Source organism: Corynebacterium sp. HS2168-gen11 (assembly GCF_024834075.1).
Classification (GTDB): domain Bacteria; phylum Actinomycetota; class Actinomycetes; order Mycobacteriales; family Mycobacteriaceae; genus Corynebacterium.
The window spans coordinates 70,381-88,864 of record NZ_JANUXR010000008.1; the positions used below are offsets into that span (position 1 = coordinate 70,381).

General features: G+C 51.1%; 18 protein-coding genes. 4 read left to right on the plus strand and 14 right to left on the minus strand.

The window, feature by feature from the left end; translation table 11 throughout:
- Positions 1-30 precede the first annotated feature (30 nt).
- The 13 genes from NXS99_RS07040 to tilS form a co-directional block, all read right to left on the minus strand.
- The gene (locus tag NXS99_RS07040; RefSeq protein ID WP_259287957.1) at positions 31-495 is read right to left on the minus strand and encodes a DIP1984 family protein; all 465 of its coding nucleotides are present in this window, start codon (positions 493-495) and stop codon (positions 31-33) included.
- Complete coding sequence (lysS, locus tag NXS99_RS07045) at positions 492-2,060, minus strand: lysine--tRNA ligase (RefSeq protein ID WP_259287958.1); 1,569 nt, start codon at positions 2,058-2,060, stop codon at positions 492-494. The genes NXS99_RS07040 and lysS overlap by 4 nt, the downstream gene beginning before the upstream one ends.
- A 134-nt stretch (positions 2,061-2,194) precedes the next feature.
- Positions 2,195-3,016: a pantoate--beta-alanine ligase gene (locus NXS99_RS07050; RefSeq protein ID WP_259287959.1), complete on the minus strand. Its 822-nt coding sequence runs from the start codon at positions 3,014-3,016 to the stop codon at positions 2,195-2,197.
- 3 nt (positions 3,017-3,019) lie between these two features.
- Positions 3,020-3,577: a hypothetical protein gene (locus NXS99_RS07055; RefSeq protein WP_259287960.1), complete on the minus strand. Its 558-nt coding sequence runs from the start codon at positions 3,575-3,577 to the stop codon at positions 3,020-3,022.
- Positions 3,578-4,792, minus strand: a complete 1,215-nt coding sequence (locus NXS99_RS07060; RefSeq protein ID WP_259287961.1) for a DUF6779 domain-containing protein — start codon at positions 4,790-4,792, stop codon at positions 3,578-3,580.
- 33 nt (positions 4,793-4,825) lie between these two features.
- The gene (locus NXS99_RS07065; RefSeq protein ID WP_259287962.1) at positions 4,826-5,290 is read right to left on the minus strand and encodes a DUF3180 domain-containing protein; all 465 of its coding nucleotides are present in this window, start codon (positions 5,288-5,290) and stop codon (positions 4,826-4,828) included.
- A complete protein-coding gene (gene folK, locus NXS99_RS07070) occupies positions 5,287-5,784 on the minus strand; it encodes a 2-amino-4-hydroxy-6-hydroxymethyldihydropteridine diphosphokinase (RefSeq protein WP_259287963.1) in 498 nt (165 codons plus the stop codon). The genes NXS99_RS07065 and folK overlap by 4 nt, the downstream gene beginning before the upstream one ends.
- Complete coding sequence (gene folB, locus NXS99_RS07075; protein WP_259288010.1) at positions 5,781-6,152, minus strand: dihydroneopterin aldolase; 372 nt, start codon at positions 6,150-6,152, stop codon at positions 5,781-5,783. Before folB ends, folK begins: the two co-directional genes overlap by 4 nt.
- Before the next feature lie 7 nt (positions 6,153-6,159).
- Entirely contained in the window at positions 6,160-6,990 is an 831-nt protein-coding gene (gene folP / locus NXS99_RS07080; protein ID WP_259287964.1) for a dihydropteroate synthase, read from the minus strand.
- A 5-nt stretch (positions 6,991-6,995) separates the two neighbouring features.
- Positions 6,996-7,580 carry a GTP cyclohydrolase I FolE gene (gene folE, locus NXS99_RS07085; RefSeq protein WP_259287965.1) on the minus strand — a complete coding sequence of 195 codons (585 nt, stop codon included), beginning with the start codon at positions 7,578-7,580 and terminating at the stop codon, positions 6,996-6,998.
- On the minus strand, positions 7,577-10,222 hold the full coding sequence (gene ftsH, locus NXS99_RS07090) for an ATP-dependent zinc metalloprotease FtsH (protein WP_259287966.1): 2,646 nt from the start codon (positions 10,220-10,222) through the stop codon (positions 7,577-7,579). Before ftsH ends, folE begins: the two co-directional genes overlap by 4 nt.
- 157 nt (positions 10,223-10,379) lie before the next feature.
- Entirely contained in the window at positions 10,380-10,970 is a 591-nt protein-coding gene (hpt, locus tag NXS99_RS07095; RefSeq protein WP_259287967.1) for a hypoxanthine phosphoribosyltransferase, read from the minus strand.
- 118 nt (positions 10,971-11,088) lie between these two features.
- Complete coding sequence (gene tilS, locus NXS99_RS07100) at positions 11,089-11,985, minus strand: tRNA lysidine(34) synthetase TilS (protein ID WP_259288011.1); 897 nt, start codon at positions 11,983-11,985, stop codon at positions 11,089-11,091.
- Between the two features lie 318 nt (positions 11,986-12,303).
- On the opposite strand from tilS, the gene NXS99_RS07105 reads away from it, so the two are divergent.
- Positions 12,304-13,230, plus strand: coding sequence for a pirin family protein (locus NXS99_RS07105; protein ID WP_259287968.1), 927 nt, complete (start codon positions 12,304-12,306; stop codon positions 13,228-13,230).
- Positions 13,231-13,390: 160 nt separating this feature from the next.
- Here NXS99_RS07105 and dacB read toward each other — a convergent pair whose 3' ends face one another.
- Entirely contained in the window at positions 13,391-14,638 is a 1,248-nt protein-coding gene (gene dacB / locus NXS99_RS07110; protein ID WP_259287969.1) for a D-alanyl-D-alanine carboxypeptidase/D-alanyl-D-alanine-endopeptidase, read from the minus strand.
- 243 nt (positions 14,639-14,881) lie between these two features.
- Here dacB and NXS99_RS07115 point away from each other — a divergent pair, with 243 nt between their 5' ends.
- The 3 genes from NXS99_RS07115 to NXS99_RS07125 all read left to right on the plus strand — a co-directional run bounded on the left by NXS99_RS07115 (position 14,882) and on the right by NXS99_RS07125 (position 18,364).
- Positions 14,882-15,358, plus strand: coding sequence for an inorganic diphosphatase (locus NXS99_RS07115; protein ID WP_259287970.1), 477 nt, complete (start codon positions 14,882-14,884; stop codon positions 15,356-15,358).
- A gap of 97 nt (positions 15,359-15,455) precedes the next feature.
- Entirely contained in the window at positions 15,456-15,743 is a 288-nt protein-coding gene (locus NXS99_RS07120; protein ID WP_259287971.1) for a rhodanese-like domain-containing protein, read from the plus strand.
- A gap of 602 nt (positions 15,744-16,345) precedes the next feature.
- Entirely contained in the window at positions 16,346-18,364 is a 2,019-nt protein-coding gene (locus NXS99_RS07125; RefSeq protein ID WP_259287972.1) for an HtaA domain-containing protein, read from the plus strand.
- Positions 18,365-18,484 lie beyond the last annotated feature (120 nt).

Sequence of the window (18,484 nt, forward strand, 5' to 3'; positions counted from 1 at the left end):
GACGATTTACCAAACTGCTACCTACTTGTACTACAACAATTCTGGTACTTCAGTCTCCCAGTTGACCTGCTGAATAAGCGCATCAAGATGGCGATATTCAAACGAAGCCATATCTGCTTTTGTACGCATCGCTACTGGGTCTACACCTGGAACCATCAGAAGTTCTTTCGAAGAATATCGGATGTGGGTATTTGTAGCTGCTTCAAATACAGACTTATAGAACTCTGCAGTTTGACGCAAAACATCACGACGCGCAATGGCATCAGCCAAGGTCATACCATGGGCTGCCTCAGTGCGAGCATTGACAGCATTAATGGTTGTGATCAATCGCTGAAGTCGTTTGAAAGTCTGATCGGCCAATATAATCAGCTGATCAGGACTTTCTACAGGTACGCTACCTTCTTGTATCTGAGCGACATTTGCCAATCGGGTGCGCAATTCACCTAATTTTCGTTGAGCATCTGCACGCTCAATCAAAAGTTGTGCTAATTTCATCGCTGTTCTGGCTTTACCATCGGGAATAATACAGTTTCACGAATACCAAGGCCGGTCAGTGCCATCAGTAAACGGTCAATACCCATGCCACAACCTGCTGTTGGTGGCATGCCTTGTTCCATTGCAGTGAGGAAGTCTTCATCCAACACCATTGCTTCATCGTCGCCGCCGGCTGCCAAGCGTGCCTGATCTTCAAAACGCTCGCGCTGAATCACAGGGTCAATGAGCTCAGAATAGCCAGTTGCCAACTCGAAGCCACGAACATACAAGTCCCACTTTTCAGTCACACCTTCTAATTCGCGATGCTGGCGAGTCAATGGTGAGGTTTCAACTGGGAAGTTGCGCACAAAAATTGGGCCTTCCAGCTGATCTTCACACAAAACTTCCCAAATTTCTTCCACCAGCTTGCCATGTCCCCAACCGCCCTTGGCAGGAACGGCAAGTCCAATGACCTCAGCAATAGCCTTTAACTCATCAACTGTGGAATGAATGGTCACTTCTGGCTGGCCTGGGAACTTCCGCTGCAATGCTTCATTCAGAGATGGGTACATCTCAATTTCTCTCCACTCCCCGCCGAGATCGTACTCGGTACCGTCGGCAAGCGTCACGGTGGTAGAACCAAACACATCCATTGCAACAGATTGAATCAGGTTCTTAATCATGCGAGCACCATCATCGTAGGTACCCCATGCTTGATAGGTTTCAAGCATTGCGAACTCTGGTGAGTGGGAGGAGTCAACGCCTTCGTTGCGGAAGTTGCGGTTAACCTCGAACACGCGCTCAATGCCACCAACAACGCAGCGTTTGAGGTAAAGCTCTGGAGCGATACGCAAGTACAGATCAATATCCAGCGCATTTGAATGCGTCATGAATGGACGCGCCGCAGCACCACCGTGCAAGGTTTGCAGCATTGGAGTTTCGACTTCCAAGAAGCCTTCAGACTCCAAATAGTTTCGCAGCGCACGCATCACTTTGATACGTGTCATCGCATTTTCGCGAGCCTTGTCACGCATGATCAAGTCGGTATAGCGGTGACGCACACGTGTATCTTCGCTCATTTCCGCGAATGCTACTGGAAGTGGGCGCAACGCCTTCGAAGCCATGTGCCAAGAAGCCACCATCACCGAGAGCTCTCCGCGTTTCGACGCAATGACGCGGCCGCGAACAGAGACGATATCGCCAAGGTCAACGTCAGTTTTCCAACTCGAAAGCAGATCTTCACCAACAACTGCAAGTGACAGCATGGCTTGAATCTGCGTGCCATTGCCTTCTTGTAGAGCAGCGAAGCACAATTTACCGGTGTTACGGACGAACAGGACACGGCCTGCGATAGCAACTTCGTCGTGAGTTTCATCGCCGGCGGACAAGTAGGTGATACCTGGTTGTTCTACAGTGTGCTCATCACGAATCTGATATTTCTGACGCAACTCAGAAATGGAAATCGTACGGTCAACAACAACCGGATAGGCCTCTTTGCCTTCAGCCAGCAACTTGCTCCGCTTTTCACGACGAATACGGAGTTGTTCTGGAACATCATTTACTGGGGTATGTTTTACGTCAGTCACAAGTATTTAGCCTAGCGGATACCTCTAACATCCTGCTACTAAGCATGACCGATTGCACTGTCAAGATTTTTGATTACGTGCGAAACTAACCCATTTTAACTGCTTGAAACGCTTGGTTAATTCACTACTTATCCCTATTGGCGGGAAGCATCGGTGCTGGTTGCAGCACTTTCCGGCAATAATACAGGGGCGCTATCGAACAAATGAACGCCGTTGAAGTCTGCAGCAAGCAAAATACGTGCTTCGGGGTCTTTCCCAAGTGGTTCTAAATTCGGCTGCAAAATCTTTACATATGTAGGCTGCACGTTTTCGGCAGCAAGAACCTCTGCAATGGTTTCCTTAATAGCGCGAACACCACGTTGACCTGCATGCACGCCTGCAGCTAAAGCCGCTGATAACACATAGGCACGTTCACGCGCGGTTTCATCAAGGTTTGCGTTGCGCAATGATAGTGCCAGTCCGTCGGCAAGACGCACAGTTTGAACTGCATGAATTTTCACGGGCAGATGCAGATCAACAATCATATGTTGGGCCAGAATTAATAGCTCATAATCTTTTTCGCCAAGAATGAGGTCAGTTGGGCTTAAACTTGTGCACAAGCTCAAGACGCGAGTCAGATCTTTAGCAAGTGTTGCAGGTGATTCCATACCGCGATCAGGAACCACCAGTTGTGTGCGAAGCCCATGAGGGAACAACGTGGCGTCGTCAAGCACGGCGAAGGCGTCAATGCTTTCTTCCTGCAAGACTGGAGTAAGAGCACTACTGGTTGCCACGACGAGTGTCACAGCTCCCGGGATCCGCTTCGCGGCACGCAATAAGCTGCGATGACCTGCATGAATGTCGCTGCCGAGCGGGATGAGTACGACAGGTTTGCCTTGTTTTTTGAAAGCCGAACTTACCATGCGAAGCTGCTCGATTGATGCGAATTGCTGCGCAGTGCCAAATGCGAAAGCCACAAATTATCCCTTCAAAAGTGCTGAAACCATGTCGCGGTACAGATCAGAATATGGAAGCGGCACAAATTGCGCAACTGCTTGCTGTGCTTGGACAGAGCTGATAATTGCAAGGATCTCTGCGTCATCAACTGGCTGACATTGGGCAAATGCATCACAGACAATCTGCCACATGCCAAGTGCTGCACGACGCGGAAATTCAGATTGCGAACATGCCACGAACCCGAGACGACATTCTTGAAAGAGCAATTCTGCGATTACTGCCCCGATTTCAGTATTGCTCGCAACAAGGGTTTCCCCTGCTGGAAGCGGGCTTGTGACAATCACGTGTTGGGTGCATGCTGCTGGCAGCTGCACATCGTAGCCTTGGAGCAACACGACTGTTTGCGCACCAAGTTTCGGAAGGATCTCGGCAAGAGTATCGGTTGGTGAAAGTACGACAAGATCTGCGTGCGCCAGATCCGCGAAATTGTGACCAATAATCGTATGCCCTGCAGCAGCAAGCGCGTGACTGATACTACTGGAGGAAAGAGTTACCACACGCATGCGTGGTGGAGTCGGCATTTAACGTCCCTGCTTCTTGAGCAATTCTGCTACCGACAAGCCTCCAGTTTCTTCGCGACGCCGACGCCCATGTCGTTTTGCAGCTGCAGCAGCATCTTCTAGCGACTGCTGCTTGGTGTCAGTTGCATGCGTTGCAGGAGCCGTATGTGATGTGGTTGCCTCCTGTGGCGCCACTTTTGCTTGCGACGTAGATGCATCACGCGAAGTCTTATTCGTTGCTGCAGCATCTTCACCAGTGGTGGCAGGAATCGTCCACTTGTGCGTAGGTACAGCCTGCGCATCAAAGACTGGGTTTGATACAACAGTTACATCAGCTTCGGCTTCTGTTTCTGTTTCGGTGGCAGCTTCAGCTTCCGCGCCGTCAATAGGTCGCGCTGGTCGCAAAGGTTCAGCAGGTTGCGCTGATTGTGCAGGTCGCACTGGTTGTGCTGGTTGCGAAGGTCGCGCAGGTTCAGCAGGTCGCGCTGGTCGCGCAACTGACTCTGACGCCGTAGCCTCAGCTGTGGTTTCGACTTCAGCGTCATGAATGTCGCGTTGTGCGGACGAAGCAGATGCATCATCAGCAGCACTCTCTTGTGCAAGGTGCTGCTTTGCAGATGAATCTGGTTGCGCACTCGGCGTCGATACGCCAGCGGCAGGCACCGCGTCGGCAGCTGACTGAGTGTGCTGCGTTTGCCCCGCCGTAAGTTCTTCGCGTTGTTGGCGCGTTGCAGTTTTTTCTAATGCCTGAATACGAATCGCCTCTGCTTGCAGCACCATATTTGGTTCAGCGAAAATAGCACCGGTGAGGCTTTCTAATTGCGCACGTACTTGAGCCAGCTGTTCGGTAATTTCTGCAAGTGCGGCAGCAGTTGCCGTATCCGTCGCCGCAGCAGTTGCAGAATCGGTTGATGCCTCCGAATGCACTGATTGTTGCAATGCAACAGCCTCTGCCTCGCGCTGTGCAAGTGCTTGTTGGCTTGCTTGACGTTCAAAGGCAAGTTCTTCTGCAAATTCTGCGCGTTCACGTACTAATTCAGCGCGGTATTTTGATGCTAGGAAAATACTCAGCACTGCCGCCCAGAGTGCCACAACCATTGCGAGCTTGAGCACGCCTATGCTGCCAGTGACCAGCATAATTACGCTCGCAATCAACGCTACTGCGATCAGACCAAGTAATACGAGTTGGCCGCGATCAGATGTTGGAATTGGCTCAAGTTGGGCATCATCAGTCATGCTCATAAATCTACCTCATTGTGGTTAGCATTGTTATGCGGCTTCACCTTCCTGAGGGGGAGGTGTCTGACAACTGCGCTCTAGCCATAAGCCCGCAGCTGTCAGAAGACCACCGCTAATAGCTGCAGCAACGACATACGGAAAATCTTGACTTGCTGCCATAAGCTCGGCTGTTTTCGGAAGTATATACGCGCAAAACCCTAAGTAAACGCCACCGAAGATCGCCCCTGTCCAGGTGGATGCTTTCCCGATTAATAAGAAATTCGCCACCAGGGTCGGTTCTAATTGAATTCGATCAAAACCTATACGATTATTGGAAATTTGCTGTTTGATATACCAAGCTGCAGCGCTATTGATCCCCGCTAAGGTAAGCATAATGAGCACCGGTGTACTTGGCACTGGCGGAAGCAATCCATAAAACTGCGACAACACAATAACCGTTGCCGCCGCACAAGTCAGCGTCGTGACCACTAGCGACAGAATCGAACTCGGTTTCATTTTTGTTGCTTGATCCCATCTCGCTCTGATTCTGGTAAAGCGGCAATAAGCTGCGTAATTGGCTGACCAGCTATTGTCGCATCAGGATCAATTTCTGCCCACGGCAGCAACACAAAAGCACGTTGATGTGCAAACGGGTGCGGCAATGTCAGGACAGGATCATCGGAAGTGTACTCGCAACCGTTTTCATAGATAGCGATAATATCTACATCCAAGGTGCGCGGTCCCCATTTAATGTCACGACGTCGATTCGCGAGTTGTTCTACTTGCTGTGCTCGCGCTAAGAGCTCATACGGCTGAGAAGTGGTGCTGATGATGATCGTGACATTATAAAAATCAGGTTGTTCGGTAATCCCCCAGGCTGGGGTGCTATATACCTGGGATTGCGCAACTATTTCCTCACGAAACTCTGCCAAGGCGAGTTCTAGATAGCTTCGTCGATCATCGAGGTTTGAGCCAAGAGACAGCACTGCAATTCGGCGTTGATCGTTCATGCGCGTCCTCGGGATCGACGCGCGACAACCGCCACGTCAGCGAAATCGCGCGGAATTGGCGCATGTGGTTTGTGCACAGTGACTTCTACCGCGTACAACTGCGGGTAGGTTTGCATGACGGTATCGGCAATTCGACCGGCAACAGCTTCAATCAATTGCATTGGCGGGCCAGTGATAACTGCATGGGCGATCTCTGCCAGTTCAGCATAGTTAATGGTATCGGCCAGATCATCGCTGATTGCCGCTGGTGCTAGATCGAGCCAGCAGGCGATATCCACAATGAAATCTTGACCAAGGCGCTGTTCCTCAGCGAATACGCCGTGAAAACCTTTCGCGCGCAGTCCCGTCAGCAGGATTCGATCCGCCATATTGCCCTCACTTCTTCCAACGATAGGTGTCACGATTTGGAATCCTGTGCAGCTGACGCGCGACTTGCAAACTTGCCGCAGTGGCTGCCACATTATGCACTCGCACACACCAGGTATCAGCATCGGCCAGATACGCGCTCAACGTCGCTGTCGCCGCATCTACATCGCCGCCTAATGCTTGCAAGAATCGCTTTCGCGATGCCCCAATAAGCAGCGGAAATCCTAATGATTGCAACGTGTCGAGTGCTCGGAGCAATTCCCAGTTATCCTCGGCAGTCTTGGCAAATCCTAAACCTGGATCCAAACTGATCGCTTCGGGAGCAATACCGGCATGCACTGCGGCGTCGACAAGCTTTTGTAGCTTTGCGACGACATCAGCAACCACACTTTCGCGCGTGTGCGCAGCACCGGCAGCATTGCCAAACTTTTCGGTTTCCCAGTGCATCAGACACACCGGCACGCCGGTTTCTGCGACAACGGTGAGCATGTTTGGATCCGCGAGGCCACCAGAAACGTCGTTGATGAGGTCTGCGCCTGCTGCCACTGCTGCAGCAGCAACATTGGAACGCATGGTATCAACCGAGACCGTCACACCTCTGGCATGAAGTTCAGTCACCACTGGGATCACGCGCTGCAGCTCTACTTGCTCAGCGACACGAGTTGCTCCAGGTCGGGTGGATTCGCCGCCAACGTCGATAATATTAGCCCCTTGGGAAAGCAGCAGTTCTGCGTGCGCTAATGCGGCTTCTACCTGGAGGTATTGCCCACCATCAGAGAAGGAATCTTCGGTGATATTTAAGATTCCCATAATCTGCGTACCTGGAACGTCATAAATCATTGTGGCTATCCTCGGATTAAGGACAGTGCTTCGGCGCGCGATGCGGCATCGCGCTTAAAGCCACCACGAACTGCTGAGGTTGTGGTTTTCGATCCTGGTTTACGCACACCACGCATGGACATGCACAGGTGTTCGCACTCAATAACCACAATGACAGAATGTGCTTCGAGGCGTTCGACGAGCGCATCTGCAACTTGGGAGGTCAATCGTTCTTGCACCTGCGGGCGCTTGGCAAACATATCAACCAAGCGAGCAAGTTTGCTTAATCCGGTGACTTTTCCTGATTCACCTGGGATATAGCCGATGTGGGCTTTTCCATAGAACGGCACCAGGTGGTGCTCGCAGGTGGAATAAATTGGGATGTCTTTGACCAGCACTAATTCGCGGTGATCTTCGCTGAACGTCTTTGCCAGTACTTCGGCCGGATCAGCTGTATACAGGCCCGCGAAGATTTCTTCATAGGCACGTACCACTCGAGCTGGTGTTTCTTTCAACCCTTCTCGTTCTGGATTTTCACCAAGGGCAACCAGCAAGTCGTACACGGCTTTCTCTGCTGCTTGGCGATCAATACGTGGTGATTCGGTACTCATCGAGTGTGCTCTCCATCTTCGTGGTGGGAGGTATTGGCATCCTGGGCTTGATCCTGCACTGCAGGCTCAGCAGCAGGTTCCACCGTAGGTTGTGCTGCTGCAGGCTCAGCAGCAGGTTCCACCGTAGGATCCACGATAGGCGCTGCAGCGTGTTGGCCGGCAGGCTGTCCAATAACAGGTTGGCCGGCAGCAGGGTATCCGCCGGTAGCAGGTTGCGCATCAGGAGCTGCAGCCGGTTGTCCGATCTGTTGCTCACCAGCATGCTGAGCAACACCTGCTGCAGTATTCGCACTGGTTGTGTCATTCCAAGGATGATCTGGACGCTCTCGCTCTGGGAGTCGGAATCCGATTTCTTCCACAGGCGCTGCAGGTACAAGCGGAGGTGTCACACCTGCATGAACCTCATTCGTTGGCCACTGCGAGTTCACTGCGTGTCCATTCGGTGTAGGTTGCTGCATCTGTGATCCAGGGTTTACACCTGGCACCTGCCAATCTGCAGGTGGCGGCGTACCTTCATACCGGTTGCCGGTAATACGTGCCTGCAGCTGCGCCGAACTATCAGCTCCATTATTCTCAGCGTGCTTGCTACCAGCACTTGGAGCAGACGCATTACCTAAGAGTGCTTGTTTCGCTGCGCGTTCTTGGCGACGCTTTTCTCGAACGGCCTTCGACGCTTCCAAAATACTAAACGGCTTTGGTGGTTCTTCACCACGCTCCAACGCGCGTTCGGTCGGAGTTTTCACCGGTTCACGATCTGCTTGACGTGGGAAACGTGCATCTTGGTTCGGGAATACTTCCCCAACTGGGCGCGCTGTTAAACCATCGAATAATGCTTCGAGATCTGGGCGGCGCAGCGTTTCTTTTTCAAGCAGTTTCTCAGCCAACACATCAAGGTAGTCGCGGTGCTCAGCAAGAATTGCATAGGCTTCGGCGTGAGCCTTATCTAACAAATACTGCATTTCTTCGTCGATAAGCGCGGCTGTCTTTGGCGAATACTCTAAAGTTCCATGTCCACCTCGGCCAGAGAACGGATCACCCTGTTCAGCGCCATATTTAATGGTGCCTAAACGTGGGCTCATGCCGAATTCAACAATCATGGCTTTTGCAATTTTGGTGGCCATTTCAATATCAGCACTTGCGCCGGTGGTTGGCTCACCAAAGACAAGTTCTTCTGCGGCGCGACCGCCCATTGCAAAGACCAGACGTGCATACAGTTCATCACGGTTTTCGGTGCCGCGGTCGTCTTCTTGCGCGATCATCGCATGACCACCGGTATTACCGCGCGCCAAGATGGTTACCTTGTACACGCGATCTAAGTTCTCCAAAGCCCAGGCTGCCAAGGTGTGACCACCTTCGTGGTACGCCGTGATCTTCTTTTCTTTTTCAGAAATCACGCGAGTGGAGCGACGCGGACCTCCAATCACACGATCCGTTGCTTCTTCCAGCGCATCGGCGGTAATCACGTTGCCGCCAATACGAGCGGTGAGCAATGCGGCTTCATTGAGCACATTGGCTAAGTCGGCACCTGACATACCTGCTGTACGACGCGCTAATGCCTGCAAATCTGCATCTTTGGCTAATGGCTTACCTTTAGCGTGTACGGCAAGAATCTGCTCGCGGCCTTTTAAGTCTGGGTTTGTCACTGGGATCTGGCGGTCAAAACGTCCAGGACGCAGCAATGCTGGGTCAAGAATATCTGGGCGGTTTGTGGCAGCCATTAAGATCACGCCTTCGCGATCACCAAAGCCATCCATCTCGACCAACAGCTGGTTCAAGGTTTGTTCGCGCTCGTCATGGCCACCGCCCATGCCGGAGCCACGTTGGCGACCAACCGCATCAATTTCGTCGACGAAGATAATACATGGGGAGTTCTCGCGCGCTTGCTTAAACAGGTCACGCACACGTGAGGCACCCACGCCAACGAACATTTCCACGAAGTCAGAACCCGAGATCGAATAAAACGGAACGCCTGCTTCACCAGCGACAGCTCGCGCCAATAAGGTTTTACCGGTACCTGGTGGGCCATACAGCAGCACACCACGTGGAATCTTCGCGCCGAGAGCCTCGTATTGTGCCGGATCCTCTAAGAAGTCTTTGATTTCGTGGAGCTCATCCACGGCTTCTTCGGCACCAGCGACATCAGCGAAGGTATTGGTTGGCATGTCTTTATTCCACTGCTTCGCGCGGCTGCCACCGAAGCCGAAGATGCCACCGCCGCCGCCTTGCATACGGCTGAACATGAACATGATCAAGCCAAAGACGATCAGCATTGGCAGCATGTAGCTAATCAGCTCGACGAGTAAAGAATCTTTACTGACGTTTGTCGTAAACTTCTTTGGCTCGCTGAGTGTGACCACCTTTAAGATTTCCGGAGTGGTGCGCGCAGGATATTGCGCCATAATCTGCTTGACGTCTTTGCGACCTTCATAGGTAATTGGCTTTACCAGCTTAATGCGAAGTCGCTGTTCACGATCGTCAATGATGACTTCAGAAGCATTATTTTCCGAAAGTTGCACCAGTGCCACCGAGGTTTCGACCTTTTGATAGCCACGACTCGTACTACCGAGCAGGGTCAACAAGTACAGAGAGATTAATGAAACCGCAATGATTGCACCAATCTGAATGATTTTCTTGTTCTTCATACGCACACCAGCGTGTGGGTTTCAAAGCTTCGAAACCTTCGGCTAGTCCCTTTCTTTTACGATCATCTCCGGGGAAACTTGTTCTTTAGTCTCTCTATACTAACGTACAACGCCCCACTGTAAGTTCCACAGGGGGCGTTGAGGAAGGTAGAAACGGTTAAGAATTATCGCTATAAACCGTTGGATGCAACGTTCCAACATATGGGAGGTCGCGATAACGTTCCGCGTAATCCAGGCCATAACCGATCACGAACTCATTTGGAATATCAAAACCAACATCGAAAATTTCAATATCCACCTTGACGGCTTCTGGCTTACGCAGCAAGCTGACGATCTCCAAGGACTTCGGCTGGCGGTTCGCCAGGTTCCGGATCAGCCACTTTAGGGTTAGACCAGAATCAATGATGTCTTCAACGATAATAACGTCGCGGCCTTTAATCTCACGGTCAAGGTCTTTCAGAATTCGCACGACGCCTGACGACGTAGTCGAATTGCCGTAGGACGAGACAGCCATGAACTCCACTTGTGATGGAATGGTCAGTGCTCGCGCGAAGTCGGTGATAAAGAACACTGCTCCTTTCAGGACGCATACCAAGATGACGTCTTCTTCTGCATCGCGGTATTTTTGCGAAACATTTTCGGCAAGTTCTTTGATTCGAGTTTGGAGTTGTTCTTCATTAATGAGAATTGCTTCAACATCATTGCCGTAACGATTCGGTGGGACGTTGAAATCCTTGGTGTTTTGCATGAACGACTTTTCCTGTACGTCGAGAGATGAAGTGCCGCGTCTAGCAGTGAATCTTCACTGATCTACACGCATGCATGACCAATAGTTTAGTTTTCCACGTTTATCGCCAAGTTGCCACCTAGAGTGGTCGAAACAATAATTTTGCGCCCTTCCTGCGCACACCAACCGTGCCAGCATTCACTTCTCCTTGCCCATGCCAGTTGCTAATCTGCTGCTCAATCGCCTGCAAGATGGTGGCATTAATCGTGGCATTATATGCAAGCAACTGTTGACGAATACTTAAGGTGCGCAATGCTTTTGGCATTGCTTGCAGTTGAGCAATATCAGTGGTGGGTACTACCAATGCAGCTAATGCCTGTTGTTCGTCGGCAAGCAACTGCCCTGCTTGTGCGGCTGTTGCAATCACATCTTGGCCCGCTAAATCTTGCAAGAGTGGAATAACATGGCTGCGAATTTTCACGCGCAGATACTGCTGATCTTGATTCATTGGATCTTCCCAGTATGCAAGCCCAAGCTCGCGGCATGCACCTTCGGTATCGCGGCGTTGCACGTGCAAAAATGGCCGGGTGATCTGCCCTTCTTGAGCCATTGGGGCCAGATGGCCGCGCAGCAGCGTTAGGACTAGCGTTTCGAGCTGGTCATTGGCAGTGTGCGCAACCCAGAGGCGTCGATCATGCTTGGTCGCATATGCATATAACGCCTCGTAGCGCGCCTGCCTCGCTTGAGCTTCGACATTACCCGGCGCGACGACCACCGGAATAACCGTTGCTGGAACGCCAAGGTTTTCCGCCAGCCCAATGGCCGTATGCGCTTGTGTCGTCGAACCAGTTTGCAAGCCATGATCAATACACACGGCATGAGCGTCGATACCTTCGGCGCGTGCGGCTGCAACTAATGCGAGACTATCGGCCCCGCCAGAATAACCAATCACAATTTTTTGGTGACGAAATGGGCGCACTGCCTGCCGGCATCGCAAAAAATGTGGGCTGTGGTCGGGCCAAAATGGTGATGTCATCACGCAGGTTACCCTAGAACACAATCAAAACTCATCGCAACCTCTTTGGTGGTTCCAGCGCGTACCTGCTGCCAGAGGTATTGCGTGTAAAAGGCAGCGCAGTAGCAGCTCTAGCGTGGAGTGCACTGCTGCATCAAGGCTTGTGGCCTGCAGCAATGTTCAAACTATACGGGTGGGACCTTGGGCGCGTCGAAAAGCATACGCACAAGAGTGGGGAATTTTGTTGATACATCACCTGTAGCTGGTAGGCTAAAGCCAATAACGTTGCAGTCATGACGGATGCAATAGTGGCTGACGTCAGAAAATAAGGATGCAATCATGGAAATTATTACTGCTCGCGAAGTTCCGCTGGGGAGTTTGCGCGCGATGAAGGTGTATCGCACGTTGCCGCATCGCGAACGAACCATGATTGGGGCATGGTGTTTTGTGGATCATTATGGGCCTGAAGAAACAGCCATGGATGTTGCGCCGCACCCACATACTGGTTTGCAAACCGTATCATGGCTGTTTAAGGGCACAATTATGCATCATGATTCTGCCGATAATCACGTTGTGGTGGCTCCAGGCGAAGTCAATCTCATGACCGCCGGCGCTGGGATTTGCCATTCGGAAACTTCCACCACCGACACCACAATCTTGCATGGCGTGCAATTATGGACCGCACTTCCTGATGCAGCTCGTCATACCACGCGGCGTTTTGACCACTTCGCACCACCGGTCACCCCAATTGCAGGCGGCGAATTATTGGTGTTTCTCGGCGCTCTTGCTGGGGCAACCTCACCTGTACCAACGTTTAGCCCACTGCTTGGCGCTGAGCTGCGCGTATTTGCCCACCAGACGGTCACGCTCACGCTTAATCCTAGCTTTGAACATGGCGTGCTTGTCGACGACGGCCTGATCACCATCAATGGACAAAGTGTTGCGCGCACTGAATTGTTATTTTCTCCAGTTGGGGAAACCCAGCTGCGAATTACTAATAGTGGTGATCACACGGCTCGGCTGATTGTTATTGGCGGAACACCATTTGAAGAAGAAATTGTGATGTGGTGGAACTTCATTGGGCGTTCTTCCGATGAGATCAAGCAATATCGTGCTGAGTGGGAGGCCGGCTCGGAGCGTTTTGGCACCACCCGTGGTTATATTGCACGCAATCCTGTGGGGAAAGCTCGGATTCCAGCACCGCAATTACCGCCTGTGGAATTAAAGCCGCGTGGCAATACGCCACGGATGCGTCCGCTTTCGTAAACGCGATTCCACAAAGGCTCACCAAGGCCGCAGCAGCGTTGGGCGTGGCAGTGCTGCGTTTAGACGTTTGCAACCAAGCAGCACCAGCGGGCAGCCCAGTAGCCAACTAAGCACCCAGCCAAGCAGCCAAGTTGTCTCAGCGACCAGCCAAGCAGCTTATTTAACCGTTTTCATACACAACAGTTGCAAGCTCATCCATCCCGGCGCGGGCAGAGACCACATCTGTATCGTTGCAAATCATGGCAAACGAATACACTCTGCCCGATCGAGCCTGGATTGTGCCTGCCAAACTTGCAACCGCATCGAGTGTGCCGGTTTTCGCGCGAACCCAACCACGCGATGTCGCATCACCATAACGCGATTCCAACGTGCCTGATCCGCCGGCAACCGGCAGTAATTGCAGCAGCGGACGAAGTTCTGGAGTATCGGTAGCAGCGTGATAAATAATTGCATCTAACGCTTTGGCACTAATCCGGTTCTCCAGGGATAATCCTGAATTGTCGAATAGAAGCACCTGGTTGCCATCTAAAATCGGCTCAAGAGTGCTCAGCGTGGTTGCAGCAGGATCTTGCGCATTGACTTCCCTACCAATAGCTTCTGCCAGCACATTATCGGAATCTTGCAGCATAACTTCTAAACGCTCGTACAGTGTTGGAGAAGTAATGCTTGCAATAACCTTTGCGTCTTTTGCAGCTGGCGCCGAGGTTTCGCCAAATGTTTGGACACCAAGCTCATCGGCTAAGGCTTTTGCGACGTCGCGAGCCGGCTGGTGACTTCTGGCAAGGTTGCCAGTTTCTCCTCCAATGCGACCACCATTGAGCATGATCGGTTGCATTGGGGTGATAAAGCCACCATCAATATCGCGTCGATCCCAAGACTCTAGAAATTGCGGTGCTTCCCATGCGGTTGTATCGACAAGCACGGTTGAGACTTCCGGAAGATTTTTTCGGATTTGGGCAGCAAGATCTGCAATTGCAGTATTGTTGAGAGAAACATCACCGGATGCTTTCACCACTGCTGTTGTTGGACCATCGGCAACCACGGTGGTTGTCAGCACGCTATCGGGATCAAGGCGAAGTAATGCTGCAGCAGCAGTGAAAACTTTTGCGGTGGATGCTGCAACCAAACCACGCTCACCTTGATAGTCAAACACTGTCACACCAGTGGAAATATCGCGGATGGTAATCGAAGGTGTACCAAAGCGGGCGTCGATAAGCGATTCGAGCATGGTTAAATCGCTGGGTTGTGCAGCTGTTGCTGGCTCAATGCCAACTGTGACAGCTGCAGCAGGCTGTGGTGGGTCGATAATCAAGCCTGGTAGCGAGGTGTAATACAAAAGGCCAGTTATTGTGCCTGCAACAGCGATACTGGTGCATACGATGGCACCAACCCAGTTCAAATATTTCATTGCCTTCTACCCTAACCTACAACCCGTTCGTGCTGGAATCTTAGCACTGTATGCACGAATGTGTGTGTTGTGTTGTGCATCGTAGATCTGTGGCTTTACGGCGTTTTTGGCGGTGGCAGGCTTGGAATTGGTCCAATATGTTCGCAGTTGGCAACGGTAGGCTAAAGTAGGTTGGGAAATATGTTCGCGCTTTTTGTCTGAGACGCTGAAAGTGCATCGCTTTTATTAAGGAGTAGATCTGTTATGAGCATCGAAGTTACCATTGAGATTCCAAAAGGCTCTCGTAATAAGTACGAAGTTGATCATGAGTCCGGCAAGGTTTACCTCGACCGTTACCTGTTCACCCCAATGGCATACCCACTTGACTACGGTTTCATCGACCACACCCTCGGTGAAGACGGCGATCCACTCGACGCATTGGTAATCCTGCCAGAACCAGTATTCCCAGGTGTGATTGTGAAGGCTCGCCCACTTGGCGTGTTCAAGATGACCGACGAGGCTGGCGGCGACGACAAGCTGCTGTGCGTACTCGACGATCCTCGTTGGGAGCACCTGCAAGACATCAGCGATGTGAGCTCCTTCCTCAAAGACGAGATCGAGCACTTCTTCGTGCACTACAAGGATCTTGAGCCAAACAAGGAAGTAACCGGCTCTGGCTGGGGCGACAAGGCTGAGGCAGAAAAGATTTTCGCTGAGGCCATCGAGCGTTACAAGGGCTAATAGCATCGCGCAGTGATCAGGCGTTCGCCACACTGCAATGAAACGGCATCCGGAATCAACCGCGATGCCGTTTATTTTTGACTACACTTAGGAAACTATGCGCGAAGTATTAGTACAAGACGTCCCAACCGATGCTCAGCTTATCGACGTTCGTGAGCCGGATGAATATGCTGCAGGACATGCAGCTACCGCAATCAATATTCCAATGGGCGAGATTTCAGCCCGCATCCAGGAATTACGTGCCGATACAGATATTTACCTAATCTGCCATTCCGGTGGGCGTTCATTTCAAGTAGGCATGTTCTTAGCCCAGCAAGGGCTCCCAGTAATCAACGTTGCTGGTGGCACTACCGCATGGCATGCTGCTGGTTTGCCAATGGCATAACTGTTTTTTGAAAGTAGATGGCTCTCATTTGACGCTGTAATAGCGTGGAATGAGAGCTTTTTGTCTCTGGAAAGTGCTGGTTGTGGTGTTGAGGTGGTGCTGCGGCGATGGAGATAAGGCACGGCAGCGATACTGGTGGCAACGAGGGAGGTGTTGAAGGTGTTCGGGACAGGCAGCAGTGTATGTCCGTGGCGAGCCGCATTAACGAGACAATGAGCTCGTTCACGGGCGATAAAAGTGGCGCAAGAGGACAATCCTAACCCAAAGCTGTATTAAATATGCCACATTTTGATTGAGACAACCGATAGTAATAACTAATTAAACACATTGCCTTACATTCTATATCCGCTAGAAACCACAATATCTGGATAAAAACTTCCCCTGCTAAAAGCCTATTTCGCACATATAACTTCATGCCCATTGAACTATAAATCGCAATGATGTCATCTGAAAACGTATGTCATCAAAGCTGTTTTCATAATTTACCGCCTCCTACTAAGCCAAGCCTTAGATTAAAGTGTGTCATGATGCTTTTCGGACGCAGTTCTAAGTATCACCTTTGTTGTCACCGTTGAAAAACCTTGCATACAAAAGGAAACTTTATGAAACTTCATTCCCGTCGAGTGCTCGTGAGCACGTGCGCAGCACTCATGTTGGCAGTTGGCACAGTGCAGATCCCACTAGCCGCTCAAGAACTCCCTGGTTCGACCAGTTCCACTGCAGCAACCGGCATGGTTGCCGCAGGTGCAGATGACCATTTTGAAAACACCACCGTCAGCTTCGAAAACGGTACGGCAAACTGGGACTGGGTGCGCTCATTCCGCGACTACGTGGGCTTCACCAATGAGCAGCGCAGCGAGAATCTCACCGTTGATGAATACAACAACTCCTTGATTTGGCCACTCAAAGCTGGACAAACTGTTGATCTCAACAATCTTCAAACCTTGCAGTTCGAAGGTGCGGTGCACTGGAGCAAATACGATGGTGAGCTGGATGTTACCTTAAAGAATCCAACCATCGACTTCGTCAAAAAGCGTTTGCTTGTCGACGGTTCGACCAAAGGCACAATGGCACGTCCAGGTGTTGCGGTAGACAAGACCCAAACAGCGCTGTTGGAATTGACTGACCTGAAGGCAGAATATAAAGACGGCTATTTACTGATCACCAGCTTCTTGCCACGTATCACGGACTTTTCCACCGATCTTGTTGGCTTCTATGAAGGCGAGATTCGTCAGCCTTTTGTGGCCACCATTAAGGTAGCTGGCACGGAAGGTGAAGCACCTGCACCGATTTTGTGGAAGTTGTTCCCTGAAAAATATGATCACCTGCGTCCACGCAATATCGTGCCAGATGATCCAAACCTCGTTGAGCGTGTACTTGATATTGATCCAGTATTGGCAGGTTGTGTGCGCTGGGAACTTGATATTGATGATCCAAACACGCCTATTACGACCAAGCATATGAGCCGCCTGACTTCGTTGTTCTGCCGCGGCGGCGATGCAGAAGATGCTCCTCGTCTGCGTTCCTTGGCAGGTTTGGAATATGCTGATCGTCTCAGCCGTGTGCGTATTTCAAATCAACGTGTCGAAGATCTTAGCCCACTGGCAGAGCTGAAGAATATTACCGAAATTGATATTTCTTATAATGGGCTCAACGAAATTTCCAGCCTTGGTTTCCAGCCAAAGTTGCTGAACCTGAATGCAGAGCATAACAACTTGGTCAATATTGATAAGTTGGCAACTCTTGACACCTTGGAAACTTTGAACCTAAGCCACAATAAGTTATTCCATTTACGCGGCTTGCCACGCGAAACCGAAAACTTGACTGAGCTGAATGTCAGCAACAACGAGCTCGAAGATATTAGCAATATCAGCAAATATCTCTACCTCAAAGAAGTAGATATGAGCCACAACGCGCTTTCTGATATCGCACCATTGACAAAGATTCGGGGTCTGCGCGAAGTTGATCTTTCGTATAACTACATCTCCGATTTCTCTGGTTTCTCTGACCATGTTTCGCGCGGATACTTTGAAAAGATCAAGGCTTCACATAACAGCGTTGCCGATCGTAGCCACTTTGATTTCTTCGGTAGCATCCTGCGTGATTTGCCTGCTACTGGCGATATGCCACTGAATGACGTCGAAAAGCCTGCTACCAAGACGGCTCCGACAATCAGTGAACAGCCAGCATCGACCAGTGCTGTTGCCGGTGCGAAGGCACAATTCAGTGTGTCTGCTGCGGGTAATCCAGAACCTGTAATTCAGTGGCAGCGCATGGAAGATGGCGAATGGGTCAATATTCCAAACGCGAAGGACACGACCTTGGAAGTCATTGCAACGGACGAGCCAGTACAGTACCGTGCCGCTGTGCGAAATCCAGTGGATTCTGTGTACTCGGAGCCAGCAACGCTGACGCCAGTACACTTGCCAACAGCACCGGTTGTGGAAGAAACGACTGCTGAGCCGCCAGCACCTGAGGGACTCTCGCAGCGTGCTACACAGGCAATCTCTATCAGTGCAGTCATCTCTGCTGTGTTGTTTATCCTAGGAGTCCTCGCTCAAAGTTTGGCACCACTGTGGAAGCAGGCTGGCGCGTTTTTGAAATTATTCCCACGGCTGTAATCTTGGGACACAAACAGTCTTAAGGATTTCTCTCACACTGTTGTGTTCCTGTGATTAAGGCTTATGAGCACGTGAAAGCTGAGATCGTGAACTTACTCGCGATCTCAGCTTTTCCTATTA

What these genes read in the sequence shown, in the direction of transcription:
- NXS99_RS07040 (WP_259287957.1), bottom strand. Translation starts at nt 495, where the DNA reads ATGAAATTAGCACAACTTTTGATTGAGCGTGCAGATGCTCAACGAAAA.
- folE (WP_259287965.1), bottom strand. Translation starts at nt 7,580, where the DNA reads ATGAGTACCGAATCACCACGTATTGATCGCCAAGCAGCAGAGAAAGCC.
- NXS99_RS07105 (WP_259287968.1), top strand. Translation starts at nt 12,304, where the DNA reads ATGGAAATTATTACTGCTCGCGAAGTTCCGCTGGGGAGTTTGCGCGCG.
- folK (WP_259287963.1), bottom strand. Translation starts at nt 5,784, where the DNA reads ATGAACGATCAACGCCGAATTGCAGTGCTGTCTCTTGGCTCAAACCTC.
- NXS99_RS07055 (WP_259287960.1), bottom strand. Translation starts at nt 3,577, where the DNA reads ATGCCGACTCCACCACGCATGCGTGTGGTAACTCTTTCCTCCAGTAGT.
- NXS99_RS07125 (WP_259287972.1), top strand. Translation starts at nt 16,346, where the DNA reads ATGAAACTTCATTCCCGTCGAGTGCTCGTGAGCACGTGCGCAGCACTC.
- NXS99_RS07120 (WP_259287971.1), top strand. Translation starts at nt 15,456, where the DNA reads ATGCGCGAAGTATTAGTACAAGACGTCCCAACCGATGCTCAGCTTATC.
- NXS99_RS07060 (WP_259287961.1), bottom strand. Translation starts at nt 4,792, where the DNA reads ATGACTGATGATGCCCAACTTGAGCCAATTCCAACATCTGATCGCGGC.
- dacB (WP_259287969.1), bottom strand. Translation starts at nt 14,638, where the DNA reads ATGAAATATTTGAACTGGGTTGGTGCCATCGTATGCACCAGTATCGCT.
- NXS99_RS07065 (WP_259287962.1), bottom strand. Translation starts at nt 5,290, where the DNA reads ATGAAACCGAGTTCGATTCTGTCGCTAGTGGTCACGACGCTGACTTGT.
- folB (WP_259288010.1), bottom strand. Translation starts at nt 6,152, where the DNA reads ATGGCGGATCGAATCCTGCTGACGGGACTGCGCGCGAAAGGTTTTCAC.
- NXS99_RS07115 (WP_259287970.1), top strand. Translation starts at nt 14,882, where the DNA reads ATGAGCATCGAAGTTACCATTGAGATTCCAAAAGGCTCTCGTAATAAG.
- ftsH (WP_259287966.1), bottom strand. Translation starts at nt 10,222, where the DNA reads ATGAAGAACAAGAAAATCATTCAGATTGGTGCAATCATTGCGGTTTCA.
- hpt (WP_259287967.1), bottom strand. Translation starts at nt 10,970, where the DNA reads ATGCAAAACACCAAGGATTTCAACGTCCCACCGAATCGTTACGGCAAT.
- tilS (WP_259288011.1), bottom strand. Translation starts at nt 11,985, where the DNA reads ATGACATCACCATTTTGGCCCGACCACAGCCCACATTTTTTGCGATGC.
- folP (WP_259287964.1), bottom strand. Translation starts at nt 6,990, where the DNA reads ATGATTTATGACGTTCCAGGTACGCAGATTATGGGAATCTTAAATATC.